At 54.0% G+C, this 22,025-nt stretch carries 16 protein-coding genes and 1 riboswitch; of the genes, 5 read left to right on the plus strand and 11 right to left on the minus strand.

All coding sequences use genetic code 11. The features are described 5' to 3' along the window. Positions 1-351: 351 nt before the first annotated feature. Positions 352-1,233, minus strand: coding sequence for a glutamate racemase (murI, locus tag O1V65_RS18035; protein WP_084912785.1), 882 nt, complete (start codon positions 1,231-1,233; stop codon positions 352-354). Then, entirely contained in the window at positions 1,178-3,052 is a 1,875-nt protein-coding gene (btuB, locus tag O1V65_RS18040) for a TonB-dependent vitamin B12 receptor BtuB (RefSeq protein ID WP_192504297.1), read from the minus strand. The genes murI and btuB overlap by 56 nt, the downstream gene beginning before the upstream one ends. 70 nt (positions 3,053-3,122) lie before the next feature. Then, positions 3,123-3,365, minus strand: a riboswitch (cobalamin riboswitch). A 152-nt stretch (positions 3,366-3,517) separates the two neighbouring features. Between btuB and trmA the strand changes: the two genes are divergently transcribed. Beyond that, positions 3,518-4,624 carry a tRNA (uridine(54)-C5)-methyltransferase TrmA gene (gene trmA, locus O1V65_RS18045; protein WP_017491071.1) on the plus strand — a complete coding sequence of 369 codons (1,107 nt, stop codon included), beginning with the start codon at positions 3,518-3,520 and terminating at the stop codon, positions 4,622-4,624. Between the two features lie 48 nt (positions 4,625-4,672). On the opposite strand, the gene O1V65_RS18050 is transcribed toward trmA, so the two are convergent. Then, the gene (locus tag O1V65_RS18050) at positions 4,673-5,035 is read right to left on the minus strand and encodes a YijD family membrane protein (protein ID WP_017491070.1); all 363 of its coding nucleotides are present in this window, start codon (positions 5,033-5,035) and stop codon (positions 4,673-4,675) included. A gap of 85 nt (positions 5,036-5,120) precedes the next feature. Continuing rightward, complete coding sequence (fabR, locus tag O1V65_RS18055; protein WP_026110421.1) at positions 5,121-5,777, minus strand: HTH-type transcriptional repressor FabR; 657 nt, start codon at positions 5,775-5,777, stop codon at positions 5,121-5,123. A 208-nt stretch (positions 5,778-5,985) separates the two neighbouring features. On the opposite strand from fabR, the gene sthA reads away from it, so the two are divergent. Next, positions 5,986-7,386: a Si-specific NAD(P)(+) transhydrogenase gene (gene sthA / locus O1V65_RS18060; RefSeq protein ID WP_017491068.1), complete on the plus strand. Its 1,401-nt coding sequence runs from the start codon at positions 5,986-5,988 to the stop codon at positions 7,384-7,386. Here the strand turns inward: sthA and oxyR are convergent. Further along, a complete protein-coding gene (gene oxyR, locus O1V65_RS18065) occupies positions 7,369-8,289 on the minus strand; it encodes a DNA-binding transcriptional regulator OxyR (RefSeq protein WP_227990125.1) in 921 nt (306 codons plus the stop codon). The two genes, sthA and oxyR, sit on opposite strands and share 18 nt — an antisense overlap. Positions 8,290-8,450: 161 nt before the next feature. Here oxyR and O1V65_RS18070 point away from each other — a divergent pair, with 161 nt between their 5' ends. Then, complete coding sequence (locus O1V65_RS18070) at positions 8,451-9,182, plus strand: glutathione peroxidase (protein WP_017491066.1); 732 nt, start codon at positions 8,451-8,453, stop codon at positions 9,180-9,182. A gap of 104 nt (positions 9,183-9,286) precedes the next feature. On the opposite strand, the gene argH is transcribed toward O1V65_RS18070, so the two are convergent. From argH to argC, 4 genes are all read right to left on the minus strand, one after another. After that, entirely contained in the window at positions 9,287-10,660 is a 1,374-nt protein-coding gene (argH, locus tag O1V65_RS18075; RefSeq protein ID WP_269129916.1) for an argininosuccinate lyase, read from the minus strand. A 102-nt stretch (positions 10,661-10,762) separates the two neighbouring features. Further along, positions 10,763-11,983 carry an argininosuccinate synthase gene (locus tag O1V65_RS18080; protein WP_017491064.1) on the minus strand — a complete coding sequence of 407 codons (1,221 nt, stop codon included), beginning with the start codon at positions 11,981-11,983 and terminating at the stop codon, positions 10,763-10,765. Between the two features lie 111 nt (positions 11,984-12,094). Then, positions 12,095-12,868, minus strand: a complete 774-nt coding sequence (gene argB, locus O1V65_RS18085; RefSeq protein ID WP_017491063.1) for an acetylglutamate kinase — start codon at positions 12,866-12,868, stop codon at positions 12,095-12,097. Between the two features lie 165 nt (positions 12,869-13,033). Next, complete coding sequence (gene argC, locus O1V65_RS18090) at positions 13,034-14,038, minus strand: N-acetyl-gamma-glutamyl-phosphate reductase (RefSeq protein ID WP_084912783.1); 1,005 nt, start codon at positions 14,036-14,038, stop codon at positions 13,034-13,036. Between the two features lie 204 nt (positions 14,039-14,242). Between argC and argE the strand changes: the two genes are divergently transcribed. After that, complete coding sequence (gene argE, locus O1V65_RS18095) at positions 14,243-15,394, plus strand: acetylornithine deacetylase (protein ID WP_165429865.1); 1,152 nt, start codon at positions 14,243-14,245, stop codon at positions 15,392-15,394. Positions 15,395-15,711: 317 nt separating this feature from the next. Next, the gene (gene ppc, locus O1V65_RS18100) at positions 15,712-18,357 is read left to right on the plus strand and encodes a phosphoenolpyruvate carboxylase (RefSeq protein ID WP_017491060.1); all 2,646 of its coding nucleotides are present in this window, start codon (positions 15,712-15,714) and stop codon (positions 18,355-18,357) included. A 101-nt stretch (positions 18,358-18,458) separates the two neighbouring features. Here ppc and metF read toward each other — a convergent pair whose 3' ends face one another. Together metF and O1V65_RS18110 are read right to left on the minus strand one after the other, a co-directional pair. Then, positions 18,459-19,367 carry a methylenetetrahydrofolate reductase gene (gene metF, locus O1V65_RS18105; protein WP_269129917.1) on the minus strand — a complete coding sequence of 303 codons (909 nt, stop codon included), beginning with the start codon at positions 19,365-19,367 and terminating at the stop codon, positions 18,459-18,461. Positions 19,368-19,586: 219 nt separating this feature from the next. Continuing rightward, the gene (locus O1V65_RS18110) at positions 19,587-22,022 is read right to left on the minus strand and encodes a bifunctional aspartate kinase/homoserine dehydrogenase II (protein ID WP_017491058.1); all 2,436 of its coding nucleotides are present in this window, start codon (positions 22,020-22,022) and stop codon (positions 19,587-19,589) included. Positions 22,023-22,025 lie beyond the last annotated feature (3 nt).

Raw genomic sequence — 22,025 nt, forward strand, 5'->3', positions numbered from 1 at the left:
TAATGAATTACTGCTTGGTCACTCTAAGACTTGATATTTTTTGCCACCGAAGCGGCTGATATCGTCTTGTGAGTGCCCACACAGATTGTCTGATAAATTGTTAAAGAGCAGTGCCGCTGTTCGCAATGAATCTTATGCGGCGCGGGAGGTGCATATTACGCTTTCCCGCTGAAGAGTCAAGAGTTTTTCTTTCGAATCTTTCTTTTTCTCTTCCCGACCCGGCGACTTGGTTCTCGTTAGAGGAGTCGTTGTTCCCGGTCAGTGGAGGCGCATTATAGGGAGTTTCTGAAAGGCCGCAACCCCTATTTTTAAAAAACTTTTCCGACCGCTGAATGTTTAATCAAAAGGCGTTTAAAGCGTCAATTCCAGGATGCTTTTAAAGCCATATGACTGCAAAACAGGCAGCAACCCAGAAGCCGGTTCATCAAGCTTCATACAGTAGGCGATGCTTTCTATTTCGATTCCGTCTTTTTTCGCTGGTATTGAAGTAAAAGCGGTCTCAATTAACCAGTGTGCACGACGTGCAATGGCCAGTCCTGAGTCAATCATTCGCGTTCCATCAGGTAAAACCTGTGCCAACTCGTTACTCAGCAGCGGGAAATGGGTACATCCCAATACCACGGTGTCGGGTGGCTCGCGCAATTTCAGCCAGGGTTGCAGGATTTTCTTTAATAGAGGAAGAGAAACTTCTTCACCGTGCAGCTTTGCTTCGGCCAACTCCACCAGCTCGGCAGAACCCAGCATCAGAATCTTGCAATCAGCCGCAAAACGGGCAATCAGGTCATGAGTATAAGGACGCTGAACCGTAGCACGCGTCGCCAGAAGTCCGACGATACCATTACGCGTCAGTTTGGCGGCAGGTTTGATGGCAGGTACCACGCCCACGACAGGACAGTTGAACTTTGCACGCAGCGCAGGAAGTGAAACAGTGCTCGCGGTATTGCAGGCGATGATAATAATAGAAAGAGGATGGCGCTCGGCGACAGCACTCACTATTTCGACCACGCGCTCGACGATAAACGCTTCTGACTTTTCACCGTAGGGAAATGCCACATTATCGAAAGCGTATATATAGTGCAGGTCCGGCAAGAGCTGCCGGACCTCATGATAAACCGATAACCCGCCGACGCCAGAGTCAAACACCAGCGCCGTCGGGCGAGCCGGTACTATGGCGTTATCAGAAGGTATAGCTTCCAGAGAGGAAATATTCACGTCCTGGTGTCGCGTAGCCATAAACCGTCTCATAATCTTGATTAAAGAGGTTGGCAATTCTAGCACGAACGGTCAGATGGGACGTAACAGGATAAGAAGCGGCGACGTCCCACAGGCTTACACCTCCCAGCTTGACGGTATTGCCACTATTATAGTCCTCGTCATAACGCTCACCGAGATAATGGTAGGTGACAGCCCAATCAATCTGCTCAATCTGCCAGTCCAGCTCGTATTTCACCTGCTGTTTAGCACGGCGCAGCAACGGCTCGTTAGTCTGTGCATCTCGCGCATCGACATAGTCATAAGATAGCTGATGACTCAACGGCCCTGTATCGAAGGATGCCGTCGCCTCAACGCCTTTAATCTTGGCTTCGCCGATGTTGTAATAGCGGTAGGTCACCGGATCGCTATCAATCAGGTTGGTGATTTCATTCTTGTACCCCCCCACCCGCCAGGTGACCGGACCGGTCAGCCCCTCGAACGCACCTTCCCACTGCTTGCTCTGCTCAGGACGCAGATTGATATTGCCATAGTTCTCGCTGTAAACCTGCCCCAGATTCGGCGCCTTATAAGCAGTACCATAGGAGGCAATAAAGCGGTAACCGTCGATAAACTCGTAGGCTGCACTACTCTGCCAGGTAGTGTGCTGACCAAACTGCGAGTTATCGTCGTTACGCAGCGCACCTTCGACCGTTACCGGCCCGAAAAGCTGCTGCGTGGTGGCATAGACGCCGGTATTACGCTGTTCATAGCCTTCACTCAGATAATCGGTGCCCGGCGTGGTGGTTTGCTTCTGCCAGTCGAGACCGCCGCTAATCGTACCGTGCCACGCTTGCACGGTGTTGCCCCACTGCACGTTGTATTGCTCGATATCATCCAGCGTCGCCGAGGCATTATACATCCCGTAGCGCGGGTCATAGTTGTAGGTCTTGGTGTGGGAATAGCTACCAATCAGCTGCGTGGCATAAATGCCTTGGTTATAACGCAGACCGGTATCCCAGGTTTGACTATAAAGCTGCTGAGTATCGATCAACGCATCATAAGGCGCGGTATAACTGTAATCGCCGTCATAGGCGGTGCGGTTGTCGAAACCATAGCCGCGAATAAAGCCGCTGAGGTTGTCATTAAAGTTATGCAGCAATGAACCGTAGAGCGTTTTGCTCATAAAGCCGTCGCGATCGGGCTGGCGCGGGTCACCGTAGTTGTCCGGCAAATTAGCCACCACATCATAGCCGCGGGTATAAGTGTAATTCCCTGCAAAGGTGCCGACGGTATCATCGCCCAGCTTTTGTTGCGTTGCGGCATCGTAAGACTGGTAACCGTTAGAACCGATTCCCGCGCTGAGGGTCGTGCCGAGTTTATCGCGGGTGGTAATAATGTTTACCACTCCGCCGATAGCGTCTGAACCATAAACCGCCGAAGAGGGCCCACGGATATATTCAATCTTCTGTACCAGAGAGATTGGAATTTGGCTTAAATCCGAGGAACCGGTTATTCCGGCCTGATTTAAACGAATGCCGTCGATCAGGATTAATACGTGGCTTGAGTTAGTTCCGCGAATAAACATCGAGCTGGACTGTCCCAGCCCACCATTTTGCGCAATATCCACGCCCGGCAGTCGCCGCATTACGTCAATCAGCGACTTGGACTGCCATCGGTCTATTTGATCTCTTGTCACTACCGTCGTTGCCGCAAGCACCGTTGAAACCGGCTGCGGGAAACGATTAGCGGTGACGACCACTGTGTCGTTATTGTCTGTTTGTGAAGTGCTATCTTGCGCCCAGCCAGAGAATGCCGTGACGGAAAGAACCGTCAGCAGCGCATGTTTTTTAATTGTCATAGAAACGCGCATCCCAACCCAATAAAGGATGCCGCAGTAAAACATAATCCTATTTCGCGAAGATTATGAAAATTGCGACGTAATTCAGGCAGGTCTTCGGGCTTGGGATTTGTTGTTTCTATTAGAATTATTAGAAATAACACCGGGCGATAACTTCCCATCCTTAATAAAGGACAGTGTCTGCATTATTGTTAGATGATAAAGAGTAATAATGCGTTCGCCGTGCTTTCCCCATACCGCTGCGCGACAGCTCCGGATTCCCACCGGATTCCCTTTTAACTCAACAATGGAGGCCTGAGATGAATCCTACGATCAACCTATTTGGAAATCTAGACTTCCACAGCGCTCAGAGAAACTAAATACGACAAAACTGGACATCACCACGGCATTCCCTACAATCAGCGGGCAAAACGCACCACATTCCGCAAAGTTCGCCCATTGATTAGCAGCAAGACGAGAAAATAGATGACGCCTGAAAACCTGCCCATTGAACAATATGACGACCAACTGGCGGAAAAGACCGCCCGTCTCACGGCGCTGATGTCGCCATTTAATGCGCCGGCGGCTGAAGTTTTCCGTTCTCCAGTCAGCCATTATCGTATGCGCGCCGAGTTCCGCGTGTGGCATGACGAGGGTGACCTTTACCACATCATGTTTGACCAGCAGACCAAGGCTCGCATCCGCGTTGATCAATTCCCAGCCGCAAGCGAGCTTATCAACCGCCTGATGCCGGTCCTGCTCGAGGCGGTGAAAGCCGAGCCAGCCCTGCGTCACAAGCTGTTCCAGATTGACTATCTGTCGACCCGCAGCGGCAAAATCATTGCCTCATTGCTGTATCACCGCAAGCTCGACGACGCCTGGCAGACGGCGGCAACCGCATTGCGTGACCAGCTGCGCCAAGACGGCTTCGACATTCAGCTGATTGGCCGCGCGGCGAAAACTAAAATTATGCTGGATCAGGATTATGTCGATGAGGTTCTGCCGGTCGCAGGCCGCGATATGATTTACCGTCAGGTTGAGAACAGCTTCACCCAGCCTAATGCCGCGATGAATATTCATATGCTGGAATGGGCGCTGGAAGTCACCGAAGGTGCAAAGGGTGATTTGCTCGAGCTCTACTGTGGCAACGGTAACTTCTCTCTGGCGCTGGCCCGTAACTTCAATCGCGTGCTGGCGACTGAAATTGCCAAGCCATCGGTGGCCGCCGCACAGTTTAATATCGCGGCCAATCATATTGATAACGTACAGATTATCCGCATGGCCGCCGAAGATTTTACCCAGGCGATGAACGGCGTTCGCGAGTTCCGTCGTTTGGAGGGTGTCGATCTCAAAAGCTATGACTGTGAAACCATTTTTGTCGATCCGCCGCGCAGCGGTCTGGACGACGATACGGTAAAGCTGGTTCAGGGCTATTCCCGCATCCTTTATATCTCCTGCAATCCTGAGACGCTGTGTGCCAACCTTGAGACGCTGCAACAGACTCACCGCGTAAGCCGTCTGGCGCTGTTTGACCAATTCCCATATACCCATCACATGGAATGCGGCGTGTTACTCGAACGCATCGACGCGTAAAACGTAAAAGGGCAGCCCGAGGGCTGCCCTTTCTATATTTAGTACAGATTACGCGTTGTTTACTGCTTTACGTTTCTTCAGGCGGTAGGCGATCCAGAACACCAGAACCACACAGATAATCGACGGCAGGAAGTTTGAACCTAGCTGCGGATATTCGGCGCGAACGATGGTGCTATAGAGCAGCAGTCCCAGCACGAAACACGCGGCGGCCAGCTTGGGAATACCAAAGGGCATCTCGCTTTTCTGGTAGCGAACGTGCAGACAGTAGACGGCCAGAACCAGCGCAATAATCGGGAAAATTGAAAAAGCCACAACGGAACTGAATAAGGCACTAAAGGAGCCGTTAATCGATAATCCGGCAATCAGAGCCAAGACCAGGGTGCCATTATCCTGGCGTGGTTGTTCTGTCATCTTCTAATCCTCTTTTATCCTTTTCAACGTAAGCCGTAGCAGCCTCGACTGCTCGCATCTATTAGCCTACTACCTTGCCATAATTTCAATCGTTTTGAATGACCTCATCGTTAACTGATGTGTCAGCCGTTCTCTCCTGTTGGCGGCGATACCAGTAGTACGCCCCTTTGGAGATCATGCGCAGCTGGAGTACCAGCCGCTCTTCGAGCTGACGACGCTGGGCGAGGTCGACATCTAGCGCCTCTGCACCGGCGTTAAACACGATGATAACCATAGCCTCGGCCTGCGCTTCAGTGAAGCTGCGCGGCATATGGTTTTCGAGTTGCAAATAGTCGGCAAGTTCCGCGATGAAATGCTGAATTTCACGCGCGACTGCGGCACGGAAGGCGGCGGAGGTTCCCGAACGTTCACGTAACAGCAAACGGAAGGCGTTGGGATTGTTGCCGATAAATTCCATAAAGGTAGAGACGGAGGTACGGATCACGCTGCCGCCTTTGGCGATACGCTGGCGCGCCTGGCGCATGAGCTGGCGTAGCATCAGGCCGCTTTCATCCACCATCGTCAGGCCCAGCTCGTCTACATCGCGAAAATGCCGATAAAAAGACGTGGGTGCGATGCCCGCTTCGCGAGAAACCTCACGCAGGCTTAAACTGGCGAAACTGCGCTCAGCGCTCAGTTGGCTAAAGGCCGCCTCAATCAGCGAGCGGCGAGTACGCTCTTTTTGTTGTGCTCTTACGCCCATGACCTTCATCCGATAGTGTCTACTTACCCATTCGCCTGAATTCATTTCACTATACCAAATTTTTCAGCAACGACCGTTATACTAAGTTCAGCATAAAGTTCTTCTGAATGTTGCTGCATTCCCACGAATAGATAACCAGTCGTTGGGAAAATAGGTCTATGATGTTACATTCACGTTGTGATTTTGTATAAAAATAGGTTCCTAATCCATGTCACAGAACTATCATTTCGATGCCATTATCATTGGCTCCGGCCCTGGCGGTGAAGGTGCTGCCATGGGTCTGGTTAAACAAGGCGCCAGAGTTGCCGTTATCGAACGCTATAACAACGTCGGTGGCGGTTGTACACACTGGGGCACTATTCCATCAAAAGCGCTACGTCATGCAGTAAGCAGAATCATCGAATTCAACCAGAATCCGCTGTACAGCGACGGTTCTCGCCCCATGAGCTCGACGTTTCCACAGATTCTCCGTCATGCCGACTCCGTTATTAATCAACAGACTCGCATGCGTGAAGGCTTCTACGAGCGTAACCAGTGCAAACTCTTTGCCGGTGACGCGAGTTTTATTGATGCCAACACCATTTCGGTCACCTATGCCGACGGAACTCAGGACTTTGTGAGCGCCGAGCATATCGTGATTGCCTGCGGTTCTCGCCCTTATCGCCCGGCTGGCGTCGACTTTACCCATCCACGCATTTACGACAGCGACCTGATCCTTGGCCTCGAGCATGAACCGCGCCACGTGATTATCTACGGTGCGGGCGTAATTGGCTGTGAGTACGCCTCCATTTTCCGCGGTCTAAACGTTAAAGTTGACCTGATTAATACCCGCGACCGTCTGCTGGCGTTCCTCGATCAGGAAATGTCCGACTCTCTTTCATATCACTTCTGGAACAACGGCGTGGTGATTCGCCACAATGAAGAATTTGAAAGAATTGAAGGCGTTGATGACGGCGTTATCGTGCACCTGAAATCAGGCAAAAAAGTGAAGGCCGATGCCCTGCTGTTTGCCAACGGACGTACGGGTAATACCGACTCGCTGAATCTGGACAAAATTGGTCTCGAAGCCGACAGCCGTGGACTGTTAAAGGTCAATAGCATGTACCAGACCGCCTTGCCGCATATTTACGCAGTGGGTGACGTGGTCGGTTATCCAAGCTTGGCGTCTGCCGCTTATGACCAGGGACGCATTGCCGCACAGGCGATGATCCAGGGCGAAGCCAAGGTGCATCTCATCGAAAATATTCCTACCGGGATCTACACCATTCCGGAGATTAGCTCCGTGGGTAAAACCGAGCAGGAGTTGACCGCGATGAAAGTGCCTTACGAGGTGGGCCGCGCCCAGTTCAAACACCTGGCGCGTGCGCAGATAGCCGGTATGAACGTGGGGAGCCTCAAGCTGCTGTTTCACAGAGATACCAAGCAAATTCTCGGTATCCACTGCTTTGGTGAACGCGCGGCTGAAATCATTCACATCGGTCAGGCTATCATGGAACAGAAAGGGGCGGGAAATACCATCGAGTATTTCGTTAATACCACCTTCAACTATCCGACGATGGCGGAAGCCTATCGCGTTGCGGCACTGAACGGCTTAAACCGGCTTTTTTAACGCCAGTGCATCCATGTAGGTTTGCATGTGCGTTTTGATGGCTTCGGCCAGCTGTTCATAACGACCGCGCAACGGGGAACCGGGGCGATACACCAGAGCAATGGTGCGCTTCGGTTCCGGCTTGTCGCAAAGCAGATAGGTTACGCCGTCTCGGCTGCGCTCCTGCGGCACAGCCAGTGACGGCAGTAAAGTAATTCCACTGCCTGCGGCAACCATGTTTCGCAACGTCTCAAGACTGGTTGCGCGAAAATGCGTGTCTTCGTCTGCCCCCGCCTGGAAACAGAAACCTAATGCCTGGTCACGTAAACAATGGCCATCCTCAAGCATCAGCAATTTTTCGCCAGACAGGTCGGCCATCGCTACCTTGTCGCGTACCGCCCACGGGTGATCGTCATAAATTGCCAGCTTCATCGGCTCGTCAAACAATGGCACCTCAATGAAGGCTTCGCTTTCTTTCACCAGCGCCAGAATGGCACAGTCAAGCTTGCCGCTGTCGAGCTGGGCCAACAGTTGCTGAGTCTGAGCTTCGTGCAGATACATTTCCAGTTTCGGGAAGGTTTTATGCAGCGTCGGGATAATTTGTGGCAGCAGGTAAGGCCCAACCGTCGGGATAAGCCCGATGTGCAGCGGACCGGACATTGCCTCGCCCTGCTGGCTGGCCATCTCTTTCAGTACCTTCACCTCACGCAGTACGGTACGTGCTTGATCGACAAGCAATAACCCGGCCTGAGTGAATAAAACCTTGCGGCTGGTTCTTTCCAGCAGCATGACGCCCAACTCATCTTCAAGCTTACGGATTTGGCCACTCAGCGTGGGTTGACTGACGTGGCAAGAATCGGCGGCGCGGCGAAAATGCCGAAATTCGGCCAGCGCGACCAGATATTCCAAATCACGGATGTTCATAGTTTCTCCCTTTCACGAATCACCAAGGCGATAGCCATTAGCGATAGATAAGATAGCAATCAACGATTATATCTATCAAGCTGAATCGTTAATAATGTCCCACATCGAAACGGCAACGCCGAAGAATGATTTTTTATTGAATATTAATTAAGAGGTTATGGATGTTTACAAGCCGCGAAGGAAAAAACGTACCACAAGTCACGTTCCACACTCGTCAGGGCGATAAGTGGATTGATACCACGACCGATGATCTGTTCAAAAACAAAACTGTGATCGTGTTTTCACTGCCTGGCGCGTTTACACCCACCTGCTCGTCAAGCCACCTGCCGCGCTACAACGAATTGGCCGGCGTGTTCAAACAACATGGGGTTGACAGCATTCTGTGCGTGTCAGTGAACGATACCTTTGTCATGAATGCCTGGAAGGCAGAACAGAACGCAGAAAACATTACCTTCATTCCTGACGGTAACGGCGAGTTCACTAAAGGGATGGACATGCTGGTCGAGAAAGCCGACCTCGGCTTTGGCCCGCGCTCATGGCGCTACTCCATGCTGGTACGCAACGGCGTAGTCGAAAAGATGTTCGTTGAGCCAAACAAGCCGGGCGACCCGTTTGAAGTATCAGATGCAGACACCATGCTCAAATATCTGGCGCCTGAATATAAAGTGCAGGAATCCGTGTCGGTCTTTACTAAACCGGGCTGCCCGTTCTGTGCCAAAGCAAAACAGATGCTGCAAGAGCGCGGCATTCAGTATGAAGAAGTTGTATTAGGTAAGGACGCAACCACCGTTAGCCTGCGTGCAGTCAGCGGTCGTGCAACGGTGCCGCAAGTCTTTATCGGGGGTCGCCACATCGGGGGAAGCGACGATCTAGAGCAGTTCTTCGCAGCCTGATAGTCAAATGGGCGGAAAAGAAACGGAAAGTCTCAACACAATAAGAAAGTAGTGTATGAACAATTTGCGGGCCGAGTGGCCCGCTTTTTTTTGTCGGTCTTTTATCAGGCCAGACGGGCTTTTGCTTCACGGATTGCCAGCGCAACCTGCTCAGGCGCGACGCCGCCTTTGGCATTACGCTTATCCAGGCAGGACTGCAGCGCCAGAATCGGGTAAACGTCATCACCGATAATGCTGCTGAATTTTTGCAAATCGGCCAGCGGCAAGGCTTCAAGCGCTTTGCCCTGACGAATGGCTTCAACCACGGCTTCACCCACAATGTGGTGCGCTTCACGGAAAGGCACGCCTTTGGCGACCAGATAGTCGGCCAGCTCGGTTGAGTTGGCATAACCTTGTTCGGCGGCTTCTTTGCAGCGTGGACGCTTAACCTGAATACCGTCGAGCACCAGCGCGGCCATTTGCAGGCAGTCCATCCAGGTGTCGAGCGCGTCAAACAGCCCTTCTTTGTCTTCCTGCATGTCTTTGTTGTACGCCAGCGGCAGACCCTTCAGGGTCATCATCATGCCGGTCAACGCGCCCTGTACACGGCCACACTTACCGCGGATAAGCTCCAGCGCGTCCGGGTTTTTCTTCTGTGGCATGAGTGAAGAGCCGGAGGTTACGCGGTCAGACAGGTCAACAAAGCCCGCTTCGCCGGTGTTGAAGAAAATCAGATCTTCGGCAAAACGCGACAGGTGAACCATGCTGATTGAGGCGTTAGACAGCAGTTCGAGAATATGGTCACGGTCGGAAACGCTGTCGAGACTGTTGCGGGTTGCCGATGCAAAGCCCAACCAGCCAGCCAGCTGTGCGCGATCGATAGGGTAAGCCGTACCTGCCAGCGCGCCGCTGCCCAACGGGCTCACGTCGAGACGGGTCAGAGTATCTTGTAAACGGCTTTCATCACGGGCCAGCATTTCAACGTAGGCCAGACACCAGTGTGCAAAAGTGACCGGCTGGGCGCGCTGCAGGTGAGTATAACCCGGCATCACGGCATCCTGATTTGCTTCGGCGGTTTCAACCAGCGCCTGCTGCAACTGCTTAACGGCCAGCTGAAGCTCGACAACCTGCGTTTTACACCACAGCTTGATGTCGGTCGCGACCTGATCGTTACGGCTACGGCCAGTGTGCAGCTTCTTGCCGAGGTTACCGACCTTGTCGATAAGCTTCAGCTCAACCCAGCTGTGAATGTCCTCTGCATCACTCTCCAGAATAGCGCGAGGATTCGCACGCACTTCTTCCAGCAACACGTTCAGCGCGCCTTCCAGCTGCTGCTGTTCGTCGGCGGTCAGCACATTTACGGTGACCAGCGCTTTCGACCAGGCTACCGAGCCCACGATATCCTGCTCAGCCAATCGATAGTCAAACCGCAGTGAATCATTCAGTTCTTTAAAACGCTGATCTGCTGCCTGACTAAAGCGTCCGCCCCATAGTGCCATGATAATGCTCCCGACTTTACTTGCTTAAGAAGTGATATTTGAAGAGATGATTCAGGCATGCGAGGTGTCTCGCACGCCTGATGTAACGCTTATTGCTAACGCTTATTTCTTGGCTGCGTTCAGCGCACGGATACGTGAAGACAGGGAGAACAGACGAATGAAGCCGCCCGCGTGGCTGTGGTCATACACTTCATCTTCGCCGAAGGTCGCGAACTCTTCAGAGTACATGCTGTTGGCTGATTTCTTCTGAATTGCGGTTGCGGTGCCCTTGTACAGCTTAACAACCACTTCACCGTTAACGTCCTGCGCCAGAGAGTCGGCGGCTGCCTGAATGGACTCACGCAGAGGCGCGAACCAACGGCCGTCGTACACGACGTAAGACATTTCCTGACCCAACTGCTCACGCCATTTGAAGCTGTCGCGGTCCAGAACCAGCTGCTCAACGCCACGCAGTGCAGCCATCATGATGGTGCCGCCTGGGGTTTCGTAGCAACCGCGAGATTTGATGCCTACCAGACGGTTTTCAACGATGTCGATACGGCCCACGCCGTGTTTCACGCCCAGCGCGTTCAACGCTTCCAGACATTTGAACGGGCTCAGTTCCTGGCCATTCACGCCAACCACTTCGCCTTTCTCAACCTTGATGGTCACCAGTTCGGCTTCGTCCGGCGCATCTTCAGGTGCAACGGTCCATGCCCAGCAGTCTTTGTTCGCTGCATTCCAAGGGCTTTCCAGCACGCCGCCTTCGGTAGAGATGTGCCAGGCGTTTTCGTCACGGCTGTAGATTTTTTCCAGAGACGCAGTGGTCTTGATGTTACGCACTTTCAGGTAATCCAGCAGCGCTTCACGGGAACGCAGGTCCCACTCACGCCATGGAGCCACCACTTTCAGCTGTGGAGCCAGCGCGGTGTAGGTCGTTTCGAAACGAACCTGGTCGTTACCTTTACCGGTCGCACCGTGACACACCGCGTCAGCACCGACTTTGAGCGCCAGCTCAACCTGTGCTTTAGCGATCAATGGACGTGCCATTGAGGTGCCCAGCAGGTAGGTACCTTCATACAGCGCGCCGCTTTTCAGCACGGGATAAACGTAGTCTTTGATGAACTCTTCACGCAGATCGACAACGTGGCATTCTGACGCACCAGTATCCAGCGCTTTCTGCTCAATACCTTCCAGGTCTGCCTGGTCCTGACCGATGTTGGCTACGAATGCCACCACTTCGCAGTTACCGTAGTTTTCTTTCAGCCATGGAATGATCGCTGAAGTATCCAGACCGCCCGAGTAAGCGAGAACAATTTTGCTGATGCCTTTAGTTACTGCCATGATAATTTCCTTAAATTTCTGATTTCGCTGTCGGTTTCAGTGAGATAACCGACCGCTTTTACATTATAAATTTCTTAGGGCTTGGGTCATTGGAGCCAGAGCCCCCCGGCCTTACGCCAGAATACGGGTGCCGATGGCTTCGCCGTTGAACAGAGCCGGAAGCTGATCGGCATGACGCCAGCTGGCAATATCGACCGGGCGACCTAAGGTGCGCGCTGCGTCGAGAGCCGCGTGCACTTTCACAATCATGCCGTCGGTGATAATGCCCTGCTCAATCATCTGCTCCGCTCTTTCGGCGGTCATTTCAGGCACGCGCTGGCCTTTACCGTCGAGAATGCCGCTCACGTCGGACAGCAGAATCAGGTCTGCGCCCAGCGTAGCTGCCAGCGCCGTCGCAGCCTGGTCGGCGTTGACGTTCATCAGTTCGCCCTCGGCAGTGATGCCGATAGAGCTGACGATGGGCAGGTAACCCGCAGCGGTCAGGGTGTTAATCAGTTTCGGAGAACCGGCTTCGGCTTTACCCACAAAGCCAAGGTCTTCGCTCAACTGCGTGACGCTGACGGAACCCCCGTCGGCCAGAGACAGGCCCACGGCGTTAATGTCATTTTTAACCGCCCAGGACAGCAGCGTTTTGTTGGCGCTACCGGCCAGTGCACCGGTGATGATGTCAATCTGGTCCGCCGGCGTCACGCGCAGACCGGACTTCTTGACCACCGGCAGGTTGAGACGCTTCATCAGGTCATCGACCAGATAACCGCCGCCGTGGACTATCACCAGCGGGCGTTGATATTCCTGACGGTAGGCAACCAACGCGGAGAACAGGCGCTCCAGTGCTTCTTCGTTGTCCAGTAACACGCCGCCTAACTTGATGATCAATGGATTCATATTCACGCCCCGTTCTCCCTGTACATTTGAGGATGCTGCCTGGTTGGGAGTTAATTGTTCTTTAATTTACCATCCATGAGGCGATCAAGAAACGCTCAAAAGAAGGTGTTTTATAAAATTAACAATCCGTTAGCCAACTAACGAATTGTTATTCAGTTCAATCACTTAAACCAGTGACGTCGTTTCCGGGAAACCGAAGCGCAGGTTCAGACACTGAACCGCCTGCGCCGATGCCCCTTTCAGCAGGTTATCTTCTGCCGCAACAATAATGACGTGCTCACCCTGAACGGCGTAGCCAATATCGCAGAACGGCAGACCCACCACGCTCTTCAGCGCCGGCATGCCTTTATCGTATAGACGCACCAGCGGTTTGTTGGCATAGGCACTCTGGAATGCCTCGGCAACCTGTTCAGCGCTCACGCCTGGCTTCAGGCGGCAGGTCACGGTGGCCAGAATACCGCGTGGGAAGCTGCCCAGATGCGGGGTGAAGATGACCGGCGTCCCCAGATGGGTAGAGATTTCCGGGTGATGACGGTGATTGAATACGCCGTATGCGTGCAGACTGACCTCGCAGAAGCTGGTCCCCAGGCTAGCTTTACGCCCTGCCCCGCTCACGCCGCTGGTCGCGTTGATAACCGGCCACTGATCCTGATTAAGCAGGTCTTTTTCTAACAGGGGTTTGATAGCCAGCTGGGCCGCCGTCGGGTAGCAACCCGGTACGGCAATCAGCTGCGCTTCTTTCAGCTTGTCTGCCTGCCACTCGGCCAAACCGTAAACAGCCTTGTCGAGCCAGTCCTGATGTTGATGCTCAAAACCGTAGAACTGAGTATAAAACGCCGGGTCTTTAACGCGGAAGGCACCCGAGAGGTCGAACACGATACAACCGGCCGCCAGGAACTGTGGTGCCAGGTCGTGGCTGACTTCATGTGCCGTGGCTAAAAAAACAACGTCAACGCCCTTCGCGGCTTCTGCGACGTTTTCCAAAGGTAAAACAGGCAGATCGACGATGCCTTTCAGCTGCGGGTGCAGGTCGGACAGTAACTTTCCTGCATCTGCACTTTGCGCTGAAACCGTTAAACCGGTTATGTTCATATGTGGGTGACGATTTAGGTAGAGCGCGAGTTCCGCTCCCGCATAACCGGTGGCACCAACAATCAGCGTATTCAACATGGGCTCAGTTCACCTTCTTTTAAAAAATAGAGGGCTCACTGCGTTTTTTACGCCAGAAGCCCGCGAAATTCAGCCTGTTCGACCCTTTTACATTCACACCAAAACCTGCGTGTTTTTGGGGTTTCCTTACGAACCGGCTTAATGTATTTTTATTCACATAAAATGCATGAATATTTATATTACCCTAACCAAAGGCTGTCAACAGTGAAGATGAAATTACCTCCTTTTATTGAGCTATACCGCGAGTTAATCGCCACGCCTTCGATCAGTGCCACCGACAGCGCATTGGATCAGAGCAATGAAACCCTAATCAACTTGCTGGCGGGCTGGTTCAGCGATTTGGGCTTCAAGGTCGAGATTCAGCCGGTACCTAATACGCGCAATAAATTCAACATGCTGGCCAGCATTGGTGAAGGTGCTGGCGGCCTGCTGTTGGCGGGTCATACCGATACCGTACCTTTCGATGATGGACGCTGGACGCGCGACCCCTTCACCCTAACCGAGCACGAAAACAGGCTCTACGGACTGGGCACCGCTGACATGAAAGGCTTTTTCGCGTTTATCGTCGATGCATTACGTGATATCGATACCGAGAAGCTCAGCAAGCCGCTGTACATTCTGGCGACCGCAGATGAAGAAACGACGATGGCCGGTGCCAGCTACTTCGCTAAAACCTCGTCCATCCGTCCAGACTGCGCCATCATCGGTGAGCCAACCTCGCTAAAACCGGTGCGCGCACACAAAGGCCACATCTCTAACGCCATTCGTATCACCGGCCAGTCGGGCCACTCGAGCGACCCTTCACGTGGCATTAATGCGATTGAGCTAATGCATGACTCCATCACCCATCTGATGGAACTGCGTAAGACGCTGCAAACGCGCTACAACCACAGCGGCTTTGCGATTCCTTATCCGACCATGAACTTTGGCCACATCAACGGCGGTGATGCGGCAAACCGCATCTGTGCCTGCTGTGAACTGCACATGGATATTCGCCCGCTGCCGGGCCTGACGCTGTCGGATTTAGACGAATTGCTTAACGAAACGCTTGAGCCTGTCAGCAGTCGCTGGCCGGGCCGTCTGACCATTGAAGCGCTGCATCCACCGATTCCGGGCTATGAATGTCCGCCGGATCACCGCCTGGTGCAGGTGGTCGAGAAGCTGCTGGGAACCGAAACTGAAATCGTTAACTACTGCACCGAGGCGCCGTTTATTCAGGAACTGTGCCCGACGCTGGTTCTCGGTCCTGGCTCAATCGATCAGGCCCACCAGCCTGATGAATATATCGATACCGCCTTCATCAAACCGACGCGCGAACTGATAACTCAAGTGGTTCATCACTTCTGTCATCACTAATTCAGCTAAACTCGTTTTAGTATTGTTAAAAATATGTAACAAAAAAAGGGGCGTCGAAAGGTGCCCTTTGATATTGTACAAAACGGCCAATTAGCCAGACTAATAACCTACCGGCTGTAATTAAATTTCAGTCTGATTACTCGATTCAGCGATTTTCTAATAAGGAAATTGGGGTTTTTGCGGTAACTTCCTACAGTACTAAATTTGGACGACTGATTATTGCCATGAAGGCGGGATAGACAGAGGCAAATGCGCCTTACGGGTGAAAGTTATTTACAAGACATAAGAAATCAAACAAGAAACGGGTCAGAGGTAATATGAACGAACAATATTCCGCAATGCGAAGTAATGTCAGCACGCTGGGCAAACTGCTTGGAGAGACCATCAAAGACACGCTGGGAGAGCAGGTCCTTGATCGCGTAGAGAAAATCCGCAAACTCTCTAAATCCTCTCGTGCAGGTAATGAGGCCGACCGTCAGGAACTGCTGACCACGCTGCAAAATTTATCCAACGACGAATTACTTCCGGTTGCCCGTGCATTCAGTCAGTTCCTTAACCTGACCAACGTTGCCGAGCAATACCACAGCATTTCTCCGCACGGCGAGGCAGCCAGCAACCCTGAAGCGTTGGCCCAGCTGATTGACCGTCTGAAGTCGAAGAATCTGTCCGACCAGCAGCTGCGCGACGCCGTTGAAGAGCTTTCGATCGAGCTGGTGTTAACCGCGCACCCAACCGAAATTGCTCGTCGTACCCTGATCCACAAGCTTGTTGAAATCAACAACTGCCTGAAACAACTCGACCATAACGATCTGGCCGACTATGAGCGTAAGCAGATTATGCGCCGCCTGCGCCAGCTGATTGCCCAGTCATGGCACACGGACGAAATCCGCAAGATTCGCCCAACGCCGGTCGACGAAGCCAAGTGGGGCTTTGCGGTGGTTGAAAACAGCCTCTGGGAAGGCGTTCCGGCCTTCCTGCGTGAGTTCAACGAACAGCTTGAAACCTCACTTGACTACAAAATGCCGGTCGAAGCCGTGCCGGTACGCTTTACCTCCTGGATGGGCGGCGACCGCGACGGCAACCCGAACGTCACTGCTGCCATTACGCGCCACGTGCTCCAGCTGAGCCGCTGGAAGGCAACGGACCTGTTCCTGCGCGATATCCACGTACTGATTTCCGAGCTGTCGATGACCGAAGCAACGCCTGAGCTGCGTGAGCTGGCCGGTGGTGAAGACGTCGTCGAGCCATATCGCACCATTATGAAAGATATTCGCACTCAGCTGCTGTCGACCCAGGCTTATCTGGAAGCCCGCTTGAAAGGCGAATCCCTGCCGCGTCCTAAAGACCTGCTGGTAAACAACGACCAGCTGTGGGCGCCGCTGTATGCCTGCTATCAGTCACTGCAAGCCTGCAACATGGGCATCATTGCCAACGGTCAGTTGCTCGATACCCTGCGCCGCGTGCGCTGCTTCGGCGTGCCGCTGGTGCGTATCGACATCCGTCAGGAAAGCACCCGCCATACCGAGGCCATTGCCGAGATAACCCGTTTCCTGGGACTGGGCGATTATGAGAGCTGGTCCGAGAGCGATAAACAGGCGTTCCTGATCCGCGAACTGAACTCACCGCGTCCGCTGGTGCCACGCAAGTGGACGCCAAGCCCTGAAACCAAAGAAGTGCTGGATACCTGTCAGGTTGCGGCCGAAGCGCCAGAAGGCTCGATTGCGGCCTACGTCATTTCGATGGCGCGTACCCCGTCCGACGTGCTGGCGGTTCACCTGCTGCTCAAAGAAGCGGGTTGCCCGTTTGCGATGCCGGTTGCGCCGCTGTTCGAAACCCTTGACGATCTGAACAATGCAGACTCCGTCATGACGCAACTGCTGAGCATTGACTGGTATCGCGGCTTTATTCAGGGCAAACAGATGGTGATGATTGGCTACTCTGACTCGGCGAAAGACGCAGGAGTTATGGCAGCCTCATGGGCGCAGTATCGTGCGCAGGATGCGTTAATCAAAACCTGCGAGAAAGCGGGCGTGCTGCTGACGCTGTTCCATGGTCGCGGCGGTTCGATTGGTCGCGGGGGTGCGCCGGCTCACGCGGCGCTGCTGTCGCAGCCTCCGGGCAGCCTTAAAGGCGGCCTGCGCGTCACCGAACAGGGTGAGATGATCCGCTTCAAATATGGCCTGCCGGAAGTGACCATCAGCAGCCTCGCGCTCTACACCGGCGCTATTCTCGAAGCCAACCTGCTGCCGCCACCTGAGCCTAAAAAGGCCTGGGTCGAGGTGATGGACCAGCTGTCCGAGGTTTCCTGCAACATGTATCGCGGCTACGTGCGCGAGAATAAAGACTTCGTGCCTTACTTCCGTTCGGCGACCCCAGAGCAGGAGCTGGCCAAGCTGCCGCTCGGCTCTCGCCCTGCCAAACGTAAGGCCAGCGGCGGCGTCGAAAGCCTGCGCGCCATCCCGTGGATCTTCGCCTGGACGCAGAACCGCCTGATGCTGCCTGCGTGGCTGGGTGCGGGTGCGGGTTTACAGGCGGTGGTTGATGCAGGTAAACGTGACGTACTCGAGTCGATGTGCCGTGACTGGCCGTTCTTCTCGACGCGTATTGGTATGCTGGAAATGGTATTTGCCAAGGCCGATTTGTGGCTGGCGGAGTACTACGATCAGCGTCTGGTAAGCAAAGATCTGTGGCCGCTGGGCCAGAAACTGCGCGAGCAGCTGAGTAACGATATCAAGGTTGTGCTGGCTATCTCCAACGACGATCACCTGATGGCTGATCTGCCGTGGATTGCCGAGTCTATCGCGCTGCGTAACGTCTACACCGACCCGCTGAACGTACTTCAGGCAGAGCTGCTGCATCGCTCGCGCGAGCTTGAGGCACAAGGTGAACTGGATGCCCGCGTCGAGCAGGCGCTGATGGTGACTATCGCAGGCGTTGCCGCAGGCATGCGTAATACCGGCTAAAAGCCATTATCTTTAAAACGGTAGCGGCGTTGGGGGTAATTGAACAGATTCCCGGAAGCGTACACAAGTCAGTGACCGGGATGAAAAAGCAGCCAACGACGCTACTGCGCTAAAGATGCCGGCACGCCTGGGCGAACGCCTAGCGTGTGGCAAATGGCATAGCTCATTTCGGCACGGTTCAGCGTATAAAAGTGAAAGTCCTTCACCCCTTCACGGCTGAGAATCTTCACCATGTCCATCGCAATATTGGCACCGACCATTTTGCGCGTTTCAGCGTCGTCATCCAGTCCGGCAAACATGTTGGTCATCCAGTTTGGCACACGCACGTTGGTCATAGTGGCAAAGCGTTGCAGCTGTCTGAAGTTAGAGACCGGCAGAATGCCCGGCACAATCTCAACGTCAATCCCGGCTGATACGCAGCGGTCACGGAAACGCAGATAGCTTTCTACGTCGAAGAAGAATTGGGTAATCGCGCTGTTAGCACCGGCATCGATTTTACGCTTCAGGTTAATCAGGTCAGCCTGTGCGCTCTTCGCTTCTGGATGCACTTCCGGATAAGCCGCAACGGAAATATCAAAATCACCGACGTCTTTGAGCAGGTGCACCAGGTCGGTCGCATACATCTCTGGCTTGCCGCTGTTTGGCGGTAAATCACCGCGCAGCGCTACGATGTGACGGATACCGCTGTTCCAGTAGTCCTGTGCGATTTGACGCAGCTCGGCAGGCGATGCATCGATACAGGTCAGATGCGGCGCCGCTTCAAGACCAGTACGCTCCTTAATGCCTTTAATGATGCTGTGCGTCCGGTCGCGCTCGCCTGAGTTAGCCCCGTAAGTCACAGAAACGAATTTCGGCTTGAGGCTGCTGAGACGGTCAATAGAGCTCCACAACGTGTCTTCCATTTCGCGGGTTCGCGGCGGGAAGAATTCGAAAGAGACGTTAATTTGACCCTGTAATTCGGCCAGATTCTGGTTTAACGCTTCGCGCTGGTTGGCGTGGAAAAAGCTCATGCTGTCTCTACCTCTTCATCACATCGTTTTACTTATCGGCGCCGCCTGATAAGCGTCTAGACGTCTAAACGTATAGATAGAAAATGCGGGTTTTTGGTCAAATAGTCAACTCAAAAATAGTTTCGGGCAATGATTAATCTTCACTCAAATTGAGAGAATTTCAAGTTCGCGAGGGAGATGAAGAATCCCCCTGCAGCAGAGTTGTGCAGGGGGATGAAATTAAAGCAGTTGGGTCAAGCGGTTAAGATCAGACTGGATGGCACCGGCCGTAACATCGCGCCCGGCACCGGGTCCGCGAATGACCAACGGGTTATCACGATACCAGCGGCTTTCGATAGCAAAAACGTTGTCGCAGGGCAGCAGAGAAGCCAACGGATGGTCCTCACGCACGGCTTCGACGCCAACACGCGCTTTGCCATTGGCATCAAATCGCGCGACATAACGCAGCACCAGCCCCATCTCTCTGGCCGCTTCAAGGCGTTGCAACATTTGCTCGTTTAGCGCTTCGCCACCTTCAAAGAACTGATCGACGGAGCCAGTCGCACAGTCTTCCGGTACCAGTGATTCAACGCGAACCTGATTAGGCTCAATGTCATAACCGGCTTCACGCGCCAGGATAACCAGCTTGCGCATCACGTCCTGACCCGACAGGTCAACGCGCGGATCGGGCTCGGTAAGTCCTTGCTGCCAGGCCAAATCCACCAACTCGGTAAACGGCTGCGTGCCGTCAAACTGCAGGAATAGCCATGACAGGGTGCCGGAGAAGATGCCGCTGATGGCCAAAATACTGTCGCCGCTGTCGCGCAGGTCACGCACCGTGTGGTTGATAGGTAAACCTGCGCCCACGGTGGCGTTATAGAGCCAGTGACTGCCGGTCTTGGCGAACGCATCGCGTATCTGGCGATACTTGTCGCTGCATGATGCGCCGGCGAGTTTGTTGGCACCAATGACGTGAATACCATAGCTGGCGAAATCAAGATACTGGTCCGCCAGCTCAGCGCTGGCCGTTACGTCAAGCACCACTAAATCATCGTAAGGATGGGCACGCATCCACAGGAACAGCGACTCCTCGTCGTGCTCACGCGCTTCATCGTCGAAGAAGGCTAATGCACGGCTGGCGTCCAGCCCGTCATAGCTTAGCAGGCTGCGCTTGCTGTCGACCACGCCGGCCAGCACAAACTCAAAGCCGCTGCGTGCGGAGATATTTTTCTGCTCACGGGCAAACAGCTCGAGCCAGCGCGAGCCGATATTCCCTTTGCCGAACAGCATCAGCCCAATGCGTTTCTCGGCGTGGAACAGCGTATTGTGCAGACCCTGAATCAGATGCTCGGTCGGCCCGACGCGCAGTACGGCCACCAGGCTGATACCGTCCTCCGCCTGCCAGACAAACTCGACCGGCTGGTCTTTCAGTTCCTGATAAAAACGGTGGCTGTGCAACGGATTTTTGCACACGCCTGCGCCAACCAATGCCACCATTGCAAGCCCTTCACGCAGCACCAGCCGACCCGGCAGTGCAGCCTCTTCCAGGACGGCGAGCGCGCTGTTGACCACTTCAGAGGTATAGCAGAGCTGAAGCAGATTACGGTCGGCGTGAACGCCGGTCGCGAGCGGCTTCACCTGCGCACGGTTGAGCACCAGCTCGACGTCCTTTTGCACCAGCGCAAAATCATGGCTCGGCGCTACGGCAACCTCAATCAGGCAGATATCGTCGTGGCTGGTAACAATCTTGGCGCCGGTCCCGGACGCCAGCACGCGTTCGATGCGCGTGGAGCCCTGTTCCGGCTGATAGCTGCAGCGCAGCTGTAAATCGATATCGCTACCCGAGACCGGCTGCAGCGTGCGGGTATGCAGCACCGGGGCGGCCAGACGCGCCAGCTCGCTGGCCTCGTCGAGGCGCAGCAAGGGCAGCAAACAGGCATCTTTCACCTTGCGCGGGTCAGCGCTGTAAACACCGGCGACATCGCTCCAGATGGTGACTCGGCTTACGCCCGCCAGCGCGCCAATCTGCGTGGCAGAATAGTCGCTGCCGTTGCGGCCAAGCAGCACGGTTTCACCCGCATCATTGCGCGAGATGAACCCGGTCACGACCAGATATTGATGCGGATGCTGCGCCAGAAGCTGTTGCAGCAATGGATAAGAACGGCCTTCATCTACCTGCGGCTGTGCAGCACGTTCGGCACGCAGGAAATCGCGGGCATCGAGCCAGGCAGAAGGAATGTCCTTTTTGGCAAGCAGCGCAGACATCAGGCGTGCGGACCACACCTCGCCATGCCCCACCACCTCGGCGTAAACTGCATCGGTGATTTTGCCGTCGAGCAGCACGGCCAAGCGTTCAAGGTCGTGAATAAAGGTCGCAATCAGCGGTTCAGCCATTTCCGGTGGCAGCAGTGCGGTAATCAACTCACTCTGATATCGACGCAGCGCCTGCTGCACCTGATGAGCCGAAATCCGGTCATTCTGGCTGAGTTTCAGCCAGTTAATCAGCTGGTTCGTCGTGCTGCCTGCGGCAGAGACCACCATGATATCGCCAGGATTACCGTATTCGGCCATAATGCCCGCTACGCGCAGATAACACTTTGCGTCGGCCAGACTGCTACCGCCAAATTTATGTAACTGCCGACTTCCTGCCGGCGCTGCAACCGCTATTGCACTCATTAC

The organism is Rouxiella badensis (genome assembly GCF_026967515.2).
In the GTDB taxonomy this organism is placed as follows: domain Bacteria; phylum Pseudomonadota; class Gammaproteobacteria; order Enterobacterales; family Enterobacteriaceae; genus Rouxiella; species Rouxiella badensis.